The organism is Helicobacter sp. MIT 05-5293, assembly GCF_000765665.2.
Classification (GTDB): domain Bacteria; phylum Campylobacterota; class Campylobacteria; order Campylobacterales; family Helicobacteraceae; genus Helicobacter_C.
On record NZ_JROZ02000002.1, the window covers coordinates 219,333 to 239,602 of the forward strand.

A 20,270-nucleotide genomic window follows, 5' to 3' on the forward strand; every position below is an offset into this window, starting at 1 on the left:
TGCATAGTTTCGCGTGTATGCCTTTTTAAATGATTTCTAACTTCTCAAATTTCTTTCATTTTTATTATTTTTTTCATCATAAGAATCTGTGAATTTTTAAGGTTTTGCCTTGTCTTTTGGCAGTAAAGGCGGCATTGTCAATAACAAAAACAGCGATAAAATGATAGAATCCCGTATGATTAAGTGAGATTTATAACAGATAAATCTTTTATTTCACTCTAAAGGATTCTATATGGCAGTTGTATTACAGATTGGTGCGGGTGGCGTTGGCGGTGTGGTGGCACACAAAATGGCAAAAAATCGCGAGGTGTTTTCGCGCATTGTCCTTGCTTCGCGCACACTTGGCAAATGCAAGGCGATTGCAGATTCTATCCGTGCTAAGGGCTTGGGCGAGATTGAGGTTGATGTCGTTGATGCGGATAATGTCGATGCGCTCGTTGCGCTGATAAACAAAGTGCGCCCCGCGCTTGTTGTGAATGTCGCGTTGCCTTATCAGGATTTGGCGATTATGGAAGCGTGTTTGCGCACCAAAACGCATTATCTTGACACCGCAAACTATGAACACCCCGATAATGCGCATTTTGAGTATAAAGAGCAGTGGGCGTATGACACGCGCTACAAAGAAGCGGGGATTTTTGCGCTGCTTGGTAGCGGGTTTGACCCGGGTGTTACGAATGTGTTTTGTGCGTATGCGCAGAAACATTATTTTGATGAAATTTATTCTATTGATATTTTGGATTGCAACGCGGGCGACCATGGGTATGCATTTGCGACAAACTTTAACCCAGAGATTAATTTGCGCGAGGTGAGCAGCAAAGCGCGGTATTGGGTGAAGGGCGATTCGTCTTTGGGAGCGGCTGAAAACCGCACGGCAATCCATAATCTTGTCTCCCAAACCGATTTGAATCTAAATCCAGACTTGCAACAAGACACGATTTATCGCAAGTTTGAGCGCGAAGAAAAGCATTTTAGTTTAGAATCCAACACACAGGATTTGAAAGTTGAGGGGTATTTTGGCGGAGAGTGGCGCGACATTGCCCCACTTGCACTGATGAAAGAGTGGGACTACCCCGAAGTAGGGGTGAAAAACAGCTATCTACTCTATCACGAGGAGTTGGAATCTTTGATAAGAAACATCAAAGGTTTGCGCAAGATTCGCTTTTTTATGACCTTTGGCGAGAGCTACCTTACACATATGAAATGCCTTGAAAATGTCGGGCTTTTGCGTGTCGATTCTGTGCAGCACAAGGGCGGGAGCATTGTGCCTATCGAGGTGCTAAAGACGCTATTGCCCGACCCAGCGAGCCTCGCACCGCGCACAAAGGGCAAGACGAATATTGGCTGCTATATGCGCGGGGTGAAGGACGGCAAGGAGCGCACGATTTATATTTATAATGTTTGCGAACACGAGAAATGCTTTGACGAGGTGAATGCGCAGGGGGTGAGCTACACCACAGGCGTGCCGGCGATGATTGGGGCGAAGTTGATTTGCGAGGGCAAGTGGGGCGTTGGGGCAAGCAAGAATGCAAGCGGCGCGGATAATAGCGATATGCCAAAAGGCGGCGAATATCAGGGGATTAATACGGGTTATTGGATTGTATGTTGCCAACCTAAAAAAATTGAAGATCAGTGTGGTGTTGATGGAGAAAAGATAGGGAAAGAAGGTTGGCGGTGGTCGCTATATCGGGAAAATGGAAACATGAGAGACTATGAAGCTTGTTTTAAAGATATGCAAGTAGGAGATAACGTTTTATGTTATGTGTCTGCAGATAAGGATAGTGGAGGAACAGATAAAATTCAGGCTTTTCGTGCAGTATTTTCAATTTGTAACAAGAAAGATGAAGATGTATATTTAAAATTTCAAGGCGCAATAGATGTTAAGCCTCAGGATATACCAGAAATAATCATTCGTTTATACGATAGTAGCAAAGGCAAATATTCAGCCTTTACTAAATCACCTTGGGGAGAGACAGGGAATAATTGGTTTAATGGAACATTTTTCAAAACCACAAGAGAACAATTTGAGGCAATTGTGAAAGTAGATAAAAATATCAATAAACATTATCGTGCAACGCAAGGCGCGGGGGTGTGGAATATGGAGCAAAACGACCCCGACCCCTTTATGAAAGAACTCAATAAACAAGGGTTGCCATTTGTGGTTTTAGAGGTGGAATCGAGCGGGGAAGTTAGGGTGATAGAAGATGGGAGAAAGTAAAAATTTTGTTTTCATTGGCAAGAGAGCTATGAAATACTGCATCGCAATATTTTTTTTAGCCCTATTGGTGGGCTGCACATCAAAAACCCACCTATTGCCTCAAGCTAAAAGCATAAATATAACAAAGGAAAAACCTAAAGATTGTCGTTTGTTGGGTCAAGAAGTTGGGCAAAAAATAGACACTTGGAGTTCTATGAGTCTGCTAGATTTGAGAGAATCTGCTCTCAATGATTTGAAAAACAAGTCCGCGACATTAGGTGGAGATACTTTGTATATATTAAATATGGAAAAAGGTTGGAATTCATTTTGGGATTCGCAGGAATATCTCATAGAGGGTGAAATTTATAAATGCAAGTAAAGGCGAAGAAGAGGCACTTTTGATTCAATGTAAAAATTGGGAAAAATCTCAAGTCAAGCAAGAACATTTAAGGATTTTTCTAGGAGACTGCACAGCATATATTGAGCAGAATCAAAAGATTTTTGCCAAACGAAAAGTGCATCGAGTTTTTGTAACGAGTTGCCAAAATATGGATTATGGCGTGAAAAAATTTCTTGAAGAGAATAATTTGGAATATTAAGATTATTCCTTATGAAGTGTGAATATTAAAAATATGATTTTAAAAATTAAGGTGAGGGCTAGAATATGGATTACAAAAAGCGTTTGATGTGAGAACGAGAGAATTGTTTGCAGATTCTAAGGGCATAGAATCTGCAGAATATGACAATCACGAAATCATTGCTAAAGGCTGCTTAGATTTATGCAAATACCAAAAATTTAAAAATCTGATATGGCGGGAGTAGGAAAATGAGCGAAAATGAAATTTTAGAAAATATCAAAAGAGAAGTTGAAAGAATCAAAGAAGATTCTATTTATTCAGCTAAGGGACATTTTGAGAGTGCAAAGTATTGGAGATACTGGAATTATGCCTTAATGATAACATCTATTGCTTCTGTTTGTGCGAGTCTAGTTTTTGTGTATAATGATTCAAATGAATGTTGGAGTGGGTTTATTGCTATTATATCAGGATTTATAACAATGTTACTTGTATTTTTAAACCCTCAAGAGAAGTATTTATCTCACCAAAATAGTGGAAACAAATATCTAGCTCTTAGGAATAAGGCTAGAATATTTTTGGAAATAGAATCTAAGAATATAAGCATAGAGCAACAAATTCAATACTTAAAAAAGTTAGATTCTAGGAGAACTAATATTAATGAAAATTCTTTGCCCATTGCTCAAGCAGGATACAAAAGTGCGAAAAAGCAGATTGAAATAGATAAAAACGCACAATATCAAGTAGATAAGGAGCAAAAATGAGTGTGAATAGCTACTTGAATGATTTGGCGGAAAGAGCGATTGTAAGGGATAATGAGAAGAATAACATTCAAGTTTCTATTAATACAATATTTCGAAGATTACAACAATTTGATGAAAGTAATGAGATTTCAATTACTCCAAGAAATCAAATTGAAAAATATTTTGTTTTTGGTTCTTATAAAAGAAAAACGATTATATCAAGGCAGTTTGATGAAAATTCTGATGTTGACATAATAGTTGTTTTTGGAAAAATATTTGGAGGATTTTATCGTTTAGAACCTAGAAATAATTATCCTAAAAAACCACAAGATTATTTAGATTACTTGAAAGAATTTGCAGAATCCAAATACCCGACCTCTATTTGCAAGCAAAGTTTCCCAGCAGTAGTTTTAGAACTCAATCATATTAAATTTGATTTAGTCCCTGCCATTATTGATGATTTTGGAGATTATAGAATTCCAAATAAGCAAAATTGGTATCAAACGCGAGTTTGGGATTGGATTTCAACTAATCCGAATGACTTAGATAGAGAATTAGTGAATAATCAAACTTTAAGACGATTAGTAAGAATAGCTAAAATATGGAATGCAAAGCAAGGGCATATTTATGAATCTTATGAGTTAGAAAAATGGATAACGCAGCAATGTGATTTATCCAAACGTCCTTTTTTGAGAGGAGATTATAGCTTATCTGAGTATTTTTATAGATTTTGTGAATTATTACCTATCTGTTGGGATTTACCAGAATATAAACAAAATAAGATTGAAAGATTACAGGAAGATGCAAAGAAAGCTAAATATCATGACAATGAAATTTATATCAAAAATTTGTTTGAATAATCTATGTCAAAGTATTTTAGAAAGAATCTTGAGATTCTGAAATTTATATAAATATCAAAGAAATCAAGGAGAGGAAAATGAATAATTTTGAACAAGATTTAATAGATGAAGGTATCGACAAGAATCTGATTTTATTTGATGAAAATAAAGAATACATTACCTATATTCATCAAAATAAAAAACGCAAATATACCAATCCAGAGGAAAAAGTTCAAGCAATGACATTTTTGAAACTTATCTTGCAATACAATTATCCTGTAGAATCTATTAAACAATTTGAACCTGTCAAAATGGGAAGTTCTACTAAAGAGGCAGATATTATTGTTTTTAATGATATTCAATGTCAATCTCCTTATATTATCGTTGAATGCAAAAAACAAGACATTTCAGATTTGGAGTTTAGAAATGCAGTTGAACAAGCTTTTAGTTATGCAACGACAGAGTTAGCTTCTTATGTGTGGATTACTTCTGGGCTAAAAGATGAGTATTATCAAGTCCCAAAAGAGCGTCCAAGACAGAGAATCACCATTTCCGATATTCCACAATTTGGCTCAAAAGAAATTGCAGTGTATAAATATGTAGCAGGTGGGCAAAGAGGAGACAAAAAATATTTTGATTTAATAGTTATCAAGCAAGACGAATTAACGCAGGTTTTTAAACAAGCACATAATGCCCTTTGGGGAGGAGGTGAGTTAAATCCAAGCACTGCATTTGATGAGCTTGATAAACTGATATTTTGCAAGATTTGGGACGAAAAAAATACTCCCGATGGAGAACCTTACAAATTCCAAATTTATACCAAAAGAAATCAAAAAGAGGAAAAAGACAAAAATCAAAAACAATCAGAAAACGAGAGAATAAACCAAGAGTTAGCCCAAAGAATCTATGAACTTTATGAAGAAGGACGTAAGAAAGACCCCGAAGTTTTCAAAGAGGATATTCGCTTAAGTCCTGAAAAGATTCGTGCAGTAGTAGGGTATTTAGAAAAATACAATCTCTCAGAAACAGATTTAGATTCTAAAGGAAGAGCTTTTGAAACCTTTATGGGTTCATTCTTTAGGGGAGATTTTGGGCAATATTTCACACCTAGAGAAATTGTGAAATTTATTGTAGATGTTTTGCCTATTAATAATAATTCCTTTGTGCTTGATACGAGTTGTGGGAGTGGTGGCTTCTTACTCCACGCTTTAGATAAAGTGCGTAAGCAAGCAGATGAAAAGTTTAAAACAAATGCGCTTAAACACCATAATTATTGGCATTCGTTTGCAGAGAAAAATTTATTTGGTATAGAAATCAACGAACAAATCGCAAGAGTAGCCAAAATGAACATGATTATCCACGATGATGGGCATACCAATGTCATTGCTTATGATGGCTTAGCCCCCATTGAAGAGGCAAGCATCAAATTAGAAGATAATGAAGAAAATAGAGATTTAAAAGAGAGACTGAATAAACTTGCAATTAAAAATCAAAATAAAGATTTCAAGCCAAATCATTTTGATTTTATTATTACCAATCCCCCTTTTGGCTCTACTATTAAACAAACAGAAAAGGCTTATTTGCATCAATATAACCTTGCTTATAGTGGAGATTCTTGGCTAGATTTAAAGCCACACAGAAAAGGGAAAGAAAGTCAAAGCACAGAGATACTTTTTATCGAACAAGCCTATAATTTTTTAAAAGACAAAGGGATTCTAGCTATTGTTATCCCTGATGGTATCTTGACGAACTCAAGCTTACAATATGTGCGTGATAATATAGAAGAACTTTACAGAATCCTCGCTGTTGTCTCTATGCCACAAACTGCTTTTTCTCACACAGGAGCAGGGGTTAAGAGTTCTGTTTTGTTTCTACAAAAATACAGCATAGAACAAACACAAAAAATTAAAAAATTTAAAGAAAACTTGCAAAATAAAATCAAAATATCCCAAAAATATGAAGACAAAATGCAGGATTTAGACAACTTAAAGAAAAAAGAAATGAAAGATTTAAATAATCAATATCCCAGCAAAGAAGATAAAGAACAAGAATCCTACAAAGAAGCAAAAAATGCTATTAGCATAAAATATAGAAAGCAAATTACCTCTTTGCAAGATGAGATGATAGAGATTTATCAACAAGAAAAGACAAGGCTTTTTGAGGAGCAGGGACTAGATTATGATATTTTTATGGCAATTGCTGAAGATATTGGCTATGACGCGACAGGCAAACCTACAGGAAACAATGAACTAGATGTTATCACCAAAGAATTAGAGAAATTCATCAAAGGCTTAGTATGAGTGAAATGTTTATCAGAAAATGGAGTGAATTAAGCGGTGAGAGATTTGATGCAGAATATTATAAAACTACCAACATGGCAATAACGACCTACCCTCTAAAAAGCTTTGTTTCTATTCGAAGTGGTAAGAGAATTCCAAAGGGTGAAACCTATTCTAACACTATAACGCCATATAAATATTTACGTGTTGAAGATTTAGATTCTGAAAGTTTAGATATTGATATAGATAATTTAAAATCAATAGATGAGCATATTTTTAAGCTTCTTTCTCGCTATGAAATTCATAATGATGAGATAGCCTTGTCCATTGCGGGAACAATAGGAAAAATATTCTTATTTAAAAACTCCACAAATAATCAAGTTATTTTAACAGAAAATTGTGTAAAGCTACAGGCTATGAATCGCGTATTGCCAAAGTTTTTGAGCATTATTTTGAAAACTTCGTTCCTACAAAACCAAATGAAAAGACAATATATTCAAACGACAATTCCAAAATTGGCTATTGAGAGAATCAAAGAATTGCAAATTCCACAGATTCCCAATAAACAAATCCAGCAACAAATTATTGACATTATGGATAATGCCTATAAAGTTAAAAAAGATAAAGAACAACAAGCCCAAGAACTTTTAGATTCTATTGATGAATATTTATTGGGTGAATTAGGCATTACTATGCCACAAAAAGCAAATAATACTTTAGATTCTAGAATCTTCACGCAAAAAATAAGTGCTTTAAGTGGTTCTCGCTTCGACCCAAGCTATCATCAAAAATATTACCAAGACCTAGAAAAAGCCCTGCAAAAGGGCAAGTATCCTTTGGAGAGACTTAAGGATATTACAAATTTTATTGCTTCTGGCGCTACTCCAAAATCTAAAGGGGAAGACTATGAAGAAAATGGCAAATATTATTTTTTAAGATTGGTGAATTTTACCCAAAATCTTGAAGTTGATTTAGAGAATGTAATCTTTGTAAAAGAGCATATTTATAATATTGATTTATCAAGAGTAAGAGTAAAAAGGGGAGATATTTTATTTGGGATAGCTGGTAGTATAGGAAAGATAGCCCAGTATAACTATGATTTGCCAGCAGTGATTAATCAAGCTATTGCAATTTTAAGATTTAAGAAAAATGTTTTTAATGATTTTATTCTATGTATTTTGTCATCTAATATAACAAAGAATCAAACTTCAAGATTGCAAAGACCTGTTGCGCAGCTCAATATCAATATTCAAGAATTAGAATCTCTAAAAATCCCCCTCCCACCCTTACTAATTCAAGAGCAAATCGCCGATGAAATCACGCATCGTAGAGACAAGGCAAAGAAGTTGCAGCAAGAGGCAAAAGAGATTCTAGAATCTGCTAAAAAAGAAGTAGAAAAAATGATATTAGGAGGATAAGATGAAGCTAAAAGGCATCATGGAAACTTCACTCGGGGGATTTTTGACCTTTCGAGGCTTTGCAGATTTTGAAGAGATTGCTAGAATTTCAAAGCCTGATGATGACTATCAAAGAGGCACTATAGAGCAACACAGCAAAGAATTGCAAGGTTTTTTAGAAAGAGGGGAGAATCTATTTTTTCCAGAATTAGTATTAGGGTGTTATTTGCCAGAAGATGAAGAGGAAATCCAGAGGTTGGAAGAATTTATTTGGGCATTTCAAGATAATCAAAAAGGGAATTTTGGCTTTAAAAAGCTTAATATAGGCATTCAATCTCCAAAGCCTTATGGCGATTCAACTTTTAAAGTAGCAACATTAAGCACACTCAAAGAAAGAAATGATGAAAATATTTTCTTTCGTATTGATGGAAATCATAGAATTACTGCTTTTGAAAACCTTAAATCTAAAACAAAAGACCTAAAACTAATCATTGCTGTTTGTATTATATTTTTTAGAACTAAAGAAGAGTATAGCAAACAAGCCAAAATAATATTCCATAATCTTAACTTTAAGGCAGTTCCTTTGAGTATGGAACAAAATTTGCAACTTATATTTGAAGATAATTCAAATTTCCCTGATGAAAAACTCAAAGATGATAAAGCTTTTGGATTGCCATATTACTATGCTAAAAAAGCCTCTAAACTCTCTTTTACAGAGTATTTTAAAAACTTAGAAAATATTTTTGACAATAATAAAAGAAGTAGCTTTTTAGATTTTTTCAAATTTTTAGAGGCTATTAAAGTGGAGATAGAAATAGAAGACATGCAAGGGCGTCTTAATTCTATTAATGAGATTTTCAAAGACAAAAATTTAAAAGAAACAAACAATACGAGTTTATTTTTTGCATTTTTATTTTATGCAATTAGTGGTCAAGCTACAAAAAAGATAGAACTTTTTAAAAAATGGGTATTGAATAATCATATTTATAAAGCAAAAATGGATTTAGCAAGCCTTGTGCATATTTTTGATGAAATTTATAATTCCAGAATTCAAAAGGTTTTTGTGGCTATGGCTTTTAAAAATACAAATAATATTTGGAGTAGTATAGTTGATGTTTATAATGAACTGGTGGCTGAAGGTTATGAGCTAAGCAAAGAACATCAACATAAGCAAATATACTTGCCTTATAGAGTAGATAAAGAAGATATTGAATCTAAAGATATTATTGAGAAAATTAAAAATGGCATTAAAGGGTGTGATTTGATGATTGCAGACTTGACATATTCTCGCCCAAATGTTTATTATGAAATCGGTTTAGCAGAAGGACAAAATAAGCCTTTAATCCTTTTGTTTGATGAAAATGAAAATATGCAAATAAGTAAAGAAAAGGCTGTGCATTTTGATTTGATAACAAAAGACAGAATCAACTATTCATCAAATGATCTTGAAGGATTAAAAAATGACTTGAAATGTAAGTTAAAAAACATTTTAGAGAATATATGTAAGCCAATTCGGCGGGATTAAAGAAAATGCCCACCCACCCATTCCCGCCTAGTGGTTTGAATGCAGATTCTAAAACCCTCATTCTTGGCTCGTTCCCTTCTATAAAATCACGCGAGTGTGGATTCTACTACGCACACCCACAAAATCGCTTTTGGAAAGTGTTGGGAGCATTGTTTGATGATAAGAGTATCGCACAAAATCAAGCCTTAATAAATAACATCGCCGCCAAAACCGCATTTCTACAATCCCATTCCCTCGTACTGTGGGATATTGTGCAAACCTGTGAGATTATCGGTTCGAGCGATAGTAGCCTCAAAAATATTGCGTTTAATGACATCTTTGCGCTGCTTAGCTCAAGCAAGATTAAGACTATTTGTCTCAATGGCACAAAAGCAAGCGCACTTTTTCAAAAATATTGTAAGAATCTCGGCTTTCCGCTCACAGCCCAAACCAAAGAATATTATAAAATCCTTATCCCCCCACCCTCTTTTTCACAAAAATTTAACCGCAATATCAACATCTTTTCTCTGCCCTCAACCAGCCCCGCAAACGCCAAAACTAACCTCCAAAAACTCCTACTTTCGTGGCAGATTCTGCGCGAGATGTCATAAATCACAAAAGCCCAATCCCCACTCCTTGTTGCTTTGTGGCGCATAGCAATATTAACTTTTCGTTAATCTTTTGGCTTCAAAATAACCCCATATCCTAAGTTCAAACCCCATTGCAAAGGATAAAAATGAGACTTTTTGCGACCGCATTTTTCGCGCTTTTTTTGACTGCGTGCCACTCCACGCCCGACATGTCTGATGCTGATTTGGGCATTGGCGACACCCCAACACCCCCAAACCTGCCCCAGCCGGGCGCACAATCACGCGAGATGTTGCTCAATCTCGGCAATCACCCGCCCCTTGCGCTCTCAAACGCCAACCAAATCGTCCCCGCAAACGCCTCAAACCCTGTTGCGCTAATGAGTCCGGGCGGTGGAATCATCACAATCTGGGCGCTCAAACCGCAAAATTGGGTGTGGGGATACACGCCCATTGATAGCTACGAGTTTGGCGATGTGCGCTTTTGGCGCATTCTTAGCTTTCCAAATGGGCAAGTGCAGATTCAGAATCTAAAACTCAAAACTTGCCTCAAAGGCTACAAAAATGGTGTGATTCACGCGGTGTGCAGCACCAACGACCAAACGCAACTTTGGAATCTCAACTTTTTTGATAACCAAGCGGTGCAGATTCAAAATGTCGCTCTCAAAACCTGCGTGCAGACGCCGACTATTCGCACCACACAATATTTTAGCATTTTCCTTAAGCAATGCGTAACAAGTGCTGAAAGCAATCTTGACCAACAATGGTATATCACGCCGATTTTGCTTCCTTCAGACCCTATTTTTGTAACCAATCCCTAAAGGAAAAAGATGAGAAAATTATTCTATTTCTTAGCAATGAGCTTTAGCCTCGCCTTTGGCAATATTGAAGACTATAAAGTCAGCACTTGGAATCTGCAAGGTTCTTCGGCAAACACCGAAAGCAAGTGGAATGTGAGCGTGCGACAGCTGATTACGGGCGACAACCCCGCAAATATCTTGATGATTCAAGAAGCGGGTGCGCTCCCGTCTTCGGCGCGGCGCACAGGGAGAGTCGTCCAACCCGGCGGCACACCCATAGAAGAATTCACATGGGAGCTAGGCACAAACTCGCGCCCGCGTATGGTGTATATCTACTATGCGCCACTTGATGTCGGGGCGCGGCGTGTGAATCTCGCCATAGTGTCCGACAGACGCGCTGATGATGTGTTTGTGGTGAGTCAAAATGTTGTCGCAACCGATACCTCGCGCCCGGCAATTGGCATTCGCATTGGCAATGATGTGTTTTTCAATATCCACGCCCTTGCAAGCGGTGGGGGCGATGCACCCGCGCTTGTAACAGCAGTGCATGATTTTTTTATCAATATGCCCGAAATCAATTGGCTGATTGCGGGCGATTTTAACCGCGAACCCGCGACACTGCAAGCGGGGCTAGACACACGAATCACCAATCATATCAATATCATCTCGCCGCGTTCGGCGACACACTTTGGCGCAAGAGGCACAGCGCGAACGCTTGACTATGCTGTGGTGGGGCGCTCAAGCAACACTCGCACAACACTCGCCCTGCCGCAAATCACCGCGTTGCTGATTGCCGCAAGCATGCGCGCACATCTTTCGTCTGACCATTTTCCTGTCCATTTTGGACGCTTTTAGGAGTTGTTTATGAAAAAGCTACTTGCTCTTATTTTGTTCTCTAGTAGTTTATATGCCGATAATCCCGAAGATTTGCCCGACTTCACCGCTGCATTTTCGTTGCGAAGCGCGTTGTCGGGTGATATTCTCGCGCCCGACATGGAACACCCAAACTGGAATCTCAAACAAATTATGCTTGATGAAGAGATTCGCAAAAGCGACCCTTTTGATTCATTTGGCTTGGGCGCGGTGCAGTTTGTGAATACAAACAACCCTAAAATGTGTTTGGGGATTGACGAAAGCGGGCTATTTGCGCTAAAATCTTGCGAAGAAGACCTGCAAACGCGAAAGCTTGAGACGATTTTTACGATTATCCCCACAACCACTTCAGCGGTGCAGATTCGCTCGTTTGTGCTAGACAAAACCGAGTGCATGTCGAGCTTTATAAACCCCCGCTTGCCCTCTGGGCGCGGGATTGGCATCAATCCTTGCAGTGTTGATAGGCTCAATTGGGTCAATCTCAAAAATCTCATGCTGATTTTGCCCGCGCACCTGCCCGCAAAGCTGATTGAACCATAGTTATCAATAAAGTATATTTGTTACTAATTTTCTAAATTTATGAAATTATTCTCACAGATACCACTTGAATTACATAACTTATTGTAATGTATAGTTACCTTTTGTAATAAAACTACTTGGAAGGTGTATGAAAATATTAAAAATAAGGAGAATGCGATGAAGATACCTAAGAATCAGCAAAAAGCTCTTGCTAAGTTTAGAAATTTTGTATCTTTTAGAAACAAAATTTCACTTATTTTGTCGCTTATTGTTTTGGGTTGTTATTATGTATTTATTGTGGGCGTGGGAATGTTCCCCGAAATTTTAGGTTATCGTTTGGGACCGAGTTCTGTTACTTTGGGGATTCTGGTTGGAATGTTTTTGATTGCTTTGTGTGTAATTGCTACAGGGCTTTATACATTCTTAGCAAACTGGTATTTTGACAAGGATCAAGAATCTATCATTGAAGAATTAAAAGAAAGCGGTGCGATCGAAGCTCTTCAAAGCGGAAAAATTAGCTATAAGGACGAGGAATGAAACATATTGCAGGTATTTTAATCAGTGTAGGGTTTTTGAGTAGTGCTTGTTTAGGAGCGGGATTTGATTTGGGTGAGATTAGCAAAACCTCATTTAATCCCATTGCTACTGGAATGTTTTTAGCTTTTGTGCTTGCGACTTTGTTTATCACTTATCTTTCCAACAAAAAAAGCAAGTCTGCGGGTGGATTCTATACTGCGGGCGGCAATATCACAGGTATGCAAAATGGCACAGCGATTGCCGGAGACTTTATGAGTGCGGCAAGCTTTTTGGGCATTACTGCGTTGGTATTTACTAATGGTTTTGATGGATTGATTTATTCGATTGGATTCTTGGCAGGTTGGCCTATTATCCTTTTTCTTATTGCAGAAAAGTTTCGTAATCTCGGTAAATTTACCTTTGCAGATATTACAGCCTATCGCTTAGAAGCAAAGCCTATTCGTATTATTTCTGCTATTTCAGCTTTGAGTGTGATTGTCTTTTATCTTATTGCGCAAATGGTAGGTGCAGGACAACTTATTCAAGTGCTTTTTGGGCTTCCTTATACTTTGGCAGTTATCTTGGTGGGAATCTTGATGATTTGCTATGTCGTCTTTGGTGGAATGCACGCAACTACTTGGGTGCAAATCATTAAGGCGATATTGCTTTTAGCAGGTGCAAGTTTTATGGCAATTATGATTTTGTATTTGACAAAATTTGATTTGAGTTATTATTTTTCTCAAGCAATTGCGCATCACCCTAAGGGAGAAAGCATTATGTCGCCAGGTGGATTCTTACCTGATACGATTTCTGCGTTGAGTTTGGGGCTTGCATTGATGTTTGGGACAGCGGGCTTACCTCATATTTTGATGCGGTTTTTCACGGTCAAAGATGCCAAAGAAGCGCGTAAATCTGTGTTTTATGCGACAGGTTTAATCGGATACTTTTATATTTTAACCTTTGTGATTGGTTTTGGTGCGATTGCGCTTTTATTAGGGAATCCGGACTTTACAAATGCTGATGGGAGCTTTAATGGAATCACCAATATGGTGGCTGTGAATCTCGCACAAGTTTTGGGTGGAGATTTGTTTTTAGGCTTTATTTCTGCAGTGGCGTTTGCGACTATTTTGGCGGTGGTTTCTGGATTGGCGATTTCTGGCGCAGGTGCGATTAGCCACGACTTGTTTGTCAATGTCGTTAAAAATGGACAATGTGATCCTAAGCTTGAGATGAAGGTAACCAAACTCGCTACGATTGGGATTGGTGTTTTTGCGATTATCTTAGGGATCATTTTTGAGAATCAAAATGTTGCTTTCACGGTGGGATTAGCCTTTGCGATTGCGGCAAGTGTAAATTTCCCTATTTTGCTTTTGTGTATTTATTGGAAAAATCTCACGACTAAAGGTGCATTTTGGGGCGGTTTGATAGGGCTTATTGTCGTGCTTACTTTGGTGCTTTTAAGTCCAAGTATTTGGGTGAAAAGCTTTGGTTTTGAGAGTGCGATTTTCCCTTATGATCACCCTGCGATTTTTACGATGCCGCTGACTTTTATTGCGATTTTTGTGATTTCAAAACTTGATTTTTCCGAGAGAGCAAAGATTGACAAGGCAGGATTTGAAGCGCAAGACTTCCGCGCACAAAGCGGTGTAGGGATCTCTGAAGCAGTTGCGCATTGACGCACTGCTTTTTGAATTTGCTAAAACACCAAGGATTCAGTAAAGAAGCGTATGAGAAAGAATATGCTGATGCTTTTTAAAGGCTCTATGCAGTAAAAACTTGAATGATTTTCCACAAAGTCATAAATATCGAAAATGCGTAAATTCCCAAAAGTGCGTATCGGTGGTTTTTAAGACTTGTTTTACTGATAAGATAGATTCCTAGTGCTACGCCTATCATTGAGGAGATGCCGATGATTAGCCCTGCGTGAAAGTCTATCAAGTCATGCGCTGCAAGAGAGATGCTCCCCGAGATTGAAGCAAAGATGATGAAAAAAAGCGAAATTGGCACAACTTTTTTAGAATCAAATCCTAGATAGTAAGCAAGGATAGGAGCGAGGATTAGTCCTCCTCCGACACCTAAAGAAACTGCAAAAATTCCTGTAAGTGTGCCTGCAAAAATCATCATCAGTTTTTGTTTGGTAGGATCTTGAATCGGTGGCGTGGGATTGGCTTGTGTCTTGACATTAAAGGCGTATTTGTAGAGGCTCACGCAGCTTAGCGCAAAAAACAAAAGCAATAAGATTTTAGAATCCAAAGTATCGACAATAAGTCCGCTAAAACTTGCGCCAATAAGCCCTCCAATACCGACAAAAACGCCATCAGCAATGGCAAGATTCTTTTTATAGATATTAATCAATGAGCCAAAAGTCGAGGAAAACACCATTTGCATAATCGAAATACCAATAGCATATTCCATTTCTAGCCCTAAAAGCAACAAAGAAGGCACGATGATAACCCCGCCACCTATCCCAAAGAATCCAGCACAAACACCGCTTATCAAGCCAATAGCGATTAATATTTCTACACCCATTTGTTTTAAGAATCCTTTTTAAAAGTTGTGTTTATTATAGCATAGCATTGTCATTTGGTTGAGTGATTTGGCATTAAACCATAATGGAATTATCTTTGCTTATTGGTTTAAAGCGTATGTTTGGTAGGTCAAACTAAAATGTGTTTGAAGTTCAATTTGAAGGATATAAAGCTACGATGAATGTTACACTCACACAGAATTATATTCAAATCACCGTAGAAGAAGACAACGAGTTTTTGAAAAAGGCACTTGCTTATGCAGAAAAATATTTTTCTAAAAGCTATCGCCTTTCACGAACCGTGCTTATTTTGGACGATGGAGAGCGATTTAAAAAAGATTATTTAGTCAATTGGGCGTATCACGCTTTTGGGCAAGATGAAAAGCATCAAAAGATTCATAATCTTGTAGATTCTGTGAATCCAGCTTCTGAAGAAAGCCACGAGGGAGAATATACAGAATCCTCTGATAAAGAAGATACGCATCAATCCACAGAAGAGCCCTTGCAGGATTTGAAAAACCTACTTGATTTTACTTATCTGCCTATTCGTATTAAAATCGTGAGTAAAAATTCATTGATTCAACGTGTGAAAATTGCCTTGAGACTGCTTAATTCAAGACGTGTAATGCTCAAAATGGATCAAGCCAATAGCGTAGCTAGACGATACATTGCGCATATTTTTGAAGATTATTATGTCGGGTGTGATCGTGATGAAATTTATTTGGATTGCACAAAGCCTTATTTTTGGGAAAGTATTATGAATCTGATTAGTTTTAAGGTGATTCATAATGTGATTTTGGATTTTGATTATGATAGTTTTAAGAATCGCGGAGGTTTGGGGAGCTTTGATGATTCGTTTTTGACCGATGAAGAAAGAGTGCTAAGAGGTTGCTATATGACATTAGAGAGCCATTATCAAGATGATTTTGAGCTGGTCAAAAAGCGTTATTTAAAACTTGCAAAAGAATATCACCCTGATAATGTTTTCGGACAAGATGAGCAAATCGTAGAAAGCTACAATGATCGCTTTAGAAAGATTCAAGAAGCTTATGAGAAAATTAAGCATTATCTTCGCGCATCGTAACTAATCATTTATTTTTAGAATCTTTTAAATCAAGCCACGCTCGTTCGTATTCGTTAGGTGGATAGCGTTTGTCCCATTGTTGCATTAACCTTTTTTCAGCAGGTGTAAGCGTGATACCATAATGTGCGCTCATATATAAATAGACACGCGCAATCAAGCCCTTAGAATAATCTGCGGGATAGAATCTTTTTGCTTTAAAATCTGTATAGACGAGGCATTTTCCGTATTGTGTGTAGGCGATATTTGCGGGAGGCTCATCATAAGCATAATTACTTCTGTCGGCATTGATTTCTCCGATAGCCGGGAGGAGGTTGCGTATATCCGATTCCATTTGCACAAATTTTTTATCTTTTTGGCACGCTTTGCGTCCGCCATTTTTCCAACAAGGCAAGTTTCCGCCAAAACGATGCGCAGGCATAATATGTTCAAACTCGATTCTTTGTGCACGGATATTAGGCTTACCTTGTTTGGTTAGGGCATTGCGTGGGGTGTATCGGTCTGATGAGATAATCTTTAGCGTATCAGTATCAAATTCTACACCGCAGTAAAACTCTTGTGTGAATTGATGCTCCTTGTAGGCTTTTTTGAGAAATGCTTTGCTTTGGGCAAAATTTTTGGGTGTGTTTTGAGGAGATATTTGCTTGCCTGCACACGCACACAGCAATAAACCCAACGCGCCAAGAATCACTAAGCGAAAAACAAAGCGGATATACATTAAACCTTTTTGGGGAGAGTGTGTGTGGTTGGATTGGTCGTGATAGTGATGTATAAGAAACATTGTGTTAGTTGTGAGAGGAAAGAATGGTCGCAAACATAGAATCTGCAAAACCAAAAATCATCTCTGTTTGCAAGAGATGATTGGCAGCGATTAAGCTTTATGTGTTTTGCGGTATTCTAAGATCATAGCATACGCTTCATCTTTGAGGCGCAATTTTTGCTTTTTGAGTGTTTCTAACTCCATATCACTCATCATTTCTTCGCCATTTTCGATTTTTTGGATACGATCATCAAGCTCATTATGCTCTTCAAAAATCTTTGCAAAATGCGCATCATGCGTTTTTAGAGCGGTAACTTCATCGCGATATTCGTGGAACATTTGGTCTCCTTAAATGTAGATTCTAAATCATATTGTAAGATAAATTTGATAATAGCAAAAATTTTTGTGCCAACTCATTATAAATATCAACTTTGAATCCTATAAAAGAAGCATTAACTGCGATAATCAGCGTTGATTTTGACATATTCATGTCCTAAATCGCAACCATAAGCCTTGAAGCTTCCCTCTCCTATGCCCAAGTCGCATACAATTCTAAAGCTTTCTTGTTTCATTACTTCTGCGGCAAGTTTTTCATTTGCTTCATCAAAGAGAATCTTTTCACAATCAAACACAAGCACATCGTTAAAATAAATTTTGAGCGTTTCTTCTTTCGCCATTACCCCGCAAGAGCCGATAGTAGAAGCGATCCTTCCCCAATTAGGATCACCGCCGAAAATTGCTGTTTTGACAAGTGGAGAATTAGTAAGAGCTTTGGCTGCCTTAATGGCTTCTTGTTCGTTGAGTGCGCCTTTGACTTCAAAAGCTACAAGCTTGGTCGCACCTTCTCCATCACGCACAATGTCTGTGGCAAGTTTGTGCATCACAAGACGCAAAGCTTCTTTGAATGCTTCTTCATCATACGCACCGCTTTTATGATTAGCAAATAAAAACACAGAATCATTTGTGCTTGTATCCCCATCTACGCTGATGGCATTAAAAGTCGTATGAGCGCATTCTTTGAGGAGAGATTCTGCATGAGAATCTGGCACACACGCATCAGTTGTGATATAGCACAGCATTGTGGCTAAGGCGGGTTCAATCATTCCTGCACCTTTTGCCATTGCGCCGATGCAAAAGCTTTCTCCAGATTCTAACTCTACTCTTAAAGCAATTTCTTTGCTAAAAGAATCTGTCGTGCGTATCGCATCAGCCGCCCGTGAGTGAGCTTGAGGGTCATTTGCATACAAGCAAAAAGATTCAAAAGAAGAGATGATTTTTTCTTTGGGCAAATATTGTCCTATGACTCCTGTGCTAGACATTATGGGATTTTGAATGTGAGGAAATTTCTTCTGAAGAGTGTGGAGAATCTCCTGCACATCTTGCACACCTTTTTGACCCGTCATGGCATTTGCATTTTTAGTATTAATCAGCACGAAATTACTTTTTTTGCCCTGCACAAATTGTTTAAAATGCACTATGGGCGCAGCTTGGAATCGATTGCTCGTGAAAATTGCAAAAGGCATAAGTGGTTCTTCAAAATGGATAAAAGCTACATCAAGTGCAGGCGCACCATTTTCTAATGGCGACTTTAAACCTGCACTCACGCCATCAGCATAGAATCCTTTTGGGGCATTGATACCTCCTTGAATAGGAAAGATTTCAAATTTAGACATAATCCACCTCCCGTGGTTTTTGTTTTTTAACGATCAATCGTTTGGTTGCTCGGATACTTTCACTTGAGCCGATGACAAGCAGTTTGCATTCGCTTGAGACGACTGTGTTGCCATTAGGCATCGTGATATATTTGCCATCTTTTTGTGTAAGTCCTACGACAGAGACATTGGTTACATCACGGAAATGTGCTTCTTTGAGTTTTTTAAGCACGAGCCATGAATAGCGTGGGACAATGATTTCTTCCAAATCAAGTAATGTGTCCCGTTTGTATAAGAATCTCTCTAAAAGATTCTCCATATCGGGGCGCACTGCCATTGCGGAGATTCTTTGTGCCATTAATTCTGAAGCTGAAACAACGGAATCGCAACCTATTTTTTTGAGTTTTTGTGCTTCTTCTTGCGAGTTTGCAGTGGCGATGATGTAGTAAGGTTTCCGATGTAGCTCTTCTTCAAAAAGTCTCGCACTTACAATCATTGTAATATTATCTGCAGGATTTTTAGAAAAACTTACAATGCCTTTTGCACTGGAAAGGTGGGATTTTAGCATCGCAATTTGCGTATGAGGATCATCGACAATGTAATAAGGATATTTATGTTTTTGCGCTTGTTCTGCAAAATCTGGCGAATTATCGACAACCACAAAAGGAATATGGGATTTTAAAAATTGCCGACATAACTCAATAGTAAAATCATTGTGATAGCATATCACATAATGATTTGTCAAACGCGCTATTTTATAAATCATCTTTTGCTCCTTAATTAATGCAATGAGCTTACCATCATTGACTACACTCATAATAAAAGCTACGCCAAAAGTTACCACCCCCGCACCACAAATCATCAAAAGCACGGTGAATAAAATAGTAATCGTTCCAAACTTATCTTCGTTAAGCGAACCAAATCCTGTATTTGTGAAAGTGTAAGAGGCTTGAAAAAAAGCCTGCATTAAATCATAGTCTTCGAGGATTAAGTATCCTAATGTGCCAAAAAGCAAGAAAAGCTGAACAAGAACGAAAGGAAGACGGAAAGGTTTAAGCTGTTCATACAATTCTCCTGATAAATTAATATCAGGTTTTGGGCGATTGCCTAGATTGAGAATTTTTTTAATTTTTGCAAACAAGGCTTTACGCCTTTACTCTAAAAACACTTTATGAATATTTTTTCATTGTCCGTAAAGTGGAAGCTGCAACTTTTACTCTCACACTCGAACCATCTTCAAGCTTGATACGGATACTTCTAAGATTTGGAAGCGAACGTCTTTTCTTTTTATTGTTTGCGTGGCTAACATGATTGCCTACCATTGGACCTTTGCCCGTAAAAAAACATTTTTTTGCCATAATCAACCTTTAGTATAAAAATAAGTGGTAGATTCTAGTCAAATTTACCACAAAATCACCTTAAAA

The 20,270-nt window shown here is 37.6% G+C and carries 22 protein-coding genes; 16 read left to right on the top strand and 6 right to left on the bottom strand.

Going from position 1 to position 20,270, the window contains the following annotated elements; all coding sequences use genetic code 11:
• Positions 1-232 precede the first annotated feature (232 nt).
• The 15 genes from LS68_RS05595 to LS68_RS05660 all read left to right on the top strand — a co-directional run bounded on the left by LS68_RS05595 (position 233) and on the right by LS68_RS05660 (position 14,502).
• Positions 233-2,215: a saccharopine dehydrogenase family protein gene (locus LS68_RS05595; protein ID WP_241993688.1), complete on the top strand. Its 1,983-nt coding sequence runs from the start codon at positions 233-235 to the stop codon at positions 2,213-2,215.
• Positions 2,202-2,573 carry a DUF4156 domain-containing protein gene (locus tag LS68_RS05600; protein ID WP_034372915.1) on the top strand — a complete coding sequence of 124 codons (372 nt, stop codon included), beginning with the start codon at positions 2,202-2,204 and terminating at the stop codon, positions 2,571-2,573. Before LS68_RS05595 ends, LS68_RS05600 begins: the two co-directional genes overlap by 14 nt.
• 19 nt (positions 2,574-2,592) lie before the next feature.
• The gene (locus LS68_RS05605; protein WP_241993689.1) at positions 2,593-2,793 is read left to right on the top strand and encodes a hypothetical protein; all 201 of its coding nucleotides are present in this window, start codon (positions 2,593-2,595) and stop codon (positions 2,791-2,793) included.
• 88 nt (positions 2,794-2,881) lie between these two features.
• On the top strand, positions 2,882-3,016 hold the full coding sequence (locus LS68_RS09920; protein WP_277872306.1) for a hypothetical protein: 135 nt from the start codon (positions 2,882-2,884) through the stop codon (positions 3,014-3,016).
• Between the two features lie 4 nt (positions 3,017-3,020).
• Entirely contained in the window at positions 3,021-3,533 is a 513-nt protein-coding gene (locus LS68_RS05610; RefSeq protein WP_034372912.1) for an SLATT domain-containing protein, read from the top strand.
• Positions 3,530-4,372, top strand: a complete 843-nt coding sequence (locus tag LS68_RS05615) for a hypothetical protein (RefSeq protein WP_034372909.1) — start codon at positions 3,530-3,532, stop codon at positions 4,370-4,372. Before LS68_RS05610 ends, LS68_RS05615 begins: the two co-directional genes overlap by 4 nt.
• A gap of 77 nt (positions 4,373-4,449) precedes the next feature.
• Positions 4,450-6,651, top strand: coding sequence for an N-6 DNA methylase (locus LS68_RS05620; RefSeq protein ID WP_034372906.1), 2,202 nt, complete (start codon positions 4,450-4,452; stop codon positions 6,649-6,651).
• Positions 6,648-8,048: a restriction endonuclease subunit S gene (locus LS68_RS05625; protein WP_034372903.1), complete on the top strand. Its 1,401-nt coding sequence runs from the start codon at positions 6,648-6,650 to the stop codon at positions 8,046-8,048. The genes LS68_RS05620 and LS68_RS05625 overlap by 4 nt, the downstream gene beginning before the upstream one ends.
• Before the next feature lies 1 nt (position 8,049).
• Complete coding sequence (locus LS68_RS05630; protein ID WP_034372901.1) at positions 8,050-9,552, top strand: hypothetical protein; 1,503 nt, start codon at positions 8,050-8,052, stop codon at positions 9,550-9,552.
• 5 nt (positions 9,553-9,557) lie between these two features.
• Positions 9,558-10,142 carry a DNA-deoxyinosine glycosylase gene (locus tag LS68_RS05635; protein WP_034372898.1) on the top strand — a complete coding sequence of 195 codons (585 nt, stop codon included), beginning with the start codon at positions 9,558-9,560 and terminating at the stop codon, positions 10,140-10,142.
• Between the two features lie 125 nt (positions 10,143-10,267).
• Positions 10,268-10,939 carry a cytolethal distending toxin subunit A/C gene (locus LS68_RS05640; RefSeq protein ID WP_034372896.1) on the top strand — a complete coding sequence of 224 codons (672 nt, stop codon included), beginning with the start codon at positions 10,268-10,270 and terminating at the stop codon, positions 10,937-10,939.
• 9 nt (positions 10,940-10,948) lie between these two features.
• Positions 10,949-11,773 carry a cytolethal distending toxin subunit B family protein gene (locus LS68_RS05645; RefSeq protein WP_034372893.1) on the top strand — a complete coding sequence of 275 codons (825 nt, stop codon included), beginning with the start codon at positions 10,949-10,951 and terminating at the stop codon, positions 11,771-11,773.
• A 9-nt stretch (positions 11,774-11,782) separates the two neighbouring features.
• Positions 11,783-12,331: a hypothetical protein gene (locus tag LS68_RS05650; RefSeq protein ID WP_034372890.1), complete on the top strand. Its 549-nt coding sequence runs from the start codon at positions 11,783-11,785 to the stop codon at positions 12,329-12,331.
• A 156-nt stretch (positions 12,332-12,487) separates the two neighbouring features.
• A complete protein-coding gene (locus tag LS68_RS05655) occupies positions 12,488-12,847 on the top strand; it encodes a DUF485 domain-containing protein (RefSeq protein ID WP_034372887.1) in 360 nt (119 codons plus the stop codon).
• A complete protein-coding gene (locus tag LS68_RS05660; protein WP_034372884.1) occupies positions 12,844-14,502 on the top strand; it encodes a cation acetate symporter in 1,659 nt (552 codons plus the stop codon). Before LS68_RS05655 ends, LS68_RS05660 begins: the two co-directional genes overlap by 4 nt.
• Positions 14,503-14,587: 85 nt before the next feature.
• On the opposite strand, the gene LS68_RS05665 is transcribed toward LS68_RS05660, so the two are convergent.
• Positions 14,588-15,355 carry a sulfite exporter TauE/SafE family protein gene (locus LS68_RS05665; protein WP_034372880.1) on the bottom strand — a complete coding sequence of 256 codons (768 nt, stop codon included), beginning with the start codon at positions 15,353-15,355 and terminating at the stop codon, positions 14,588-14,590.
• 176 nt (positions 15,356-15,531) lie between these two features.
• On the opposite strand from LS68_RS05665, the gene LS68_RS05670 reads away from it, so the two are divergent.
• A complete protein-coding gene (locus LS68_RS05670; protein WP_034372877.1) occupies positions 15,532-16,437 on the top strand; it encodes a J domain-containing protein in 906 nt (301 codons plus the stop codon).
• 4 nt (positions 16,438-16,441) lie between these two features.
• On the opposite strand, the gene LS68_RS05675 is transcribed toward LS68_RS05670, so the two are convergent.
• The 5 genes from LS68_RS05675 to rpmB form a co-directional block, all read right to left on the bottom strand.
• On the bottom strand, positions 16,442-17,146 hold the full coding sequence (locus LS68_RS05675) for an endonuclease (RefSeq protein ID WP_081950963.1): 705 nt from the start codon (positions 17,144-17,146) through the stop codon (positions 16,442-16,444).
• A 159-nt stretch (positions 17,147-17,305) separates the two neighbouring features.
• Entirely contained in the window at positions 17,306-17,533 is a 228-nt protein-coding gene (locus LS68_RS05680; protein ID WP_034372873.1) for a YdcH family protein, read from the bottom strand.
• 113 nt (positions 17,534-17,646) lie between these two features.
• Positions 17,647-18,867, bottom strand: coding sequence for a bifunctional glutamate N-acetyltransferase/amino-acid acetyltransferase ArgJ (gene argJ / locus LS68_RS05685; RefSeq protein WP_034372870.1), 1,221 nt, complete (start codon positions 18,865-18,867; stop codon positions 17,647-17,649).
• Entirely contained in the window at positions 18,860-19,987 is a 1,128-nt protein-coding gene (locus LS68_RS05690) for an NAD-binding protein (RefSeq protein WP_034372867.1), read from the bottom strand. Before LS68_RS05690 ends, argJ begins: the two co-directional genes overlap by 8 nt.
• A 28-nt stretch (positions 19,988-20,015) precedes the next feature.
• Positions 20,016-20,204 (bottom strand): 50S ribosomal protein L28, encoded by a 189-nt coding sequence (gene rpmB / locus LS68_RS05695; RefSeq protein WP_034372865.1) that lies wholly within the window; start codon positions 20,202-20,204, stop codon positions 20,016-20,018.
• Positions 20,205-20,270: the final 66 nt, after the last annotated feature.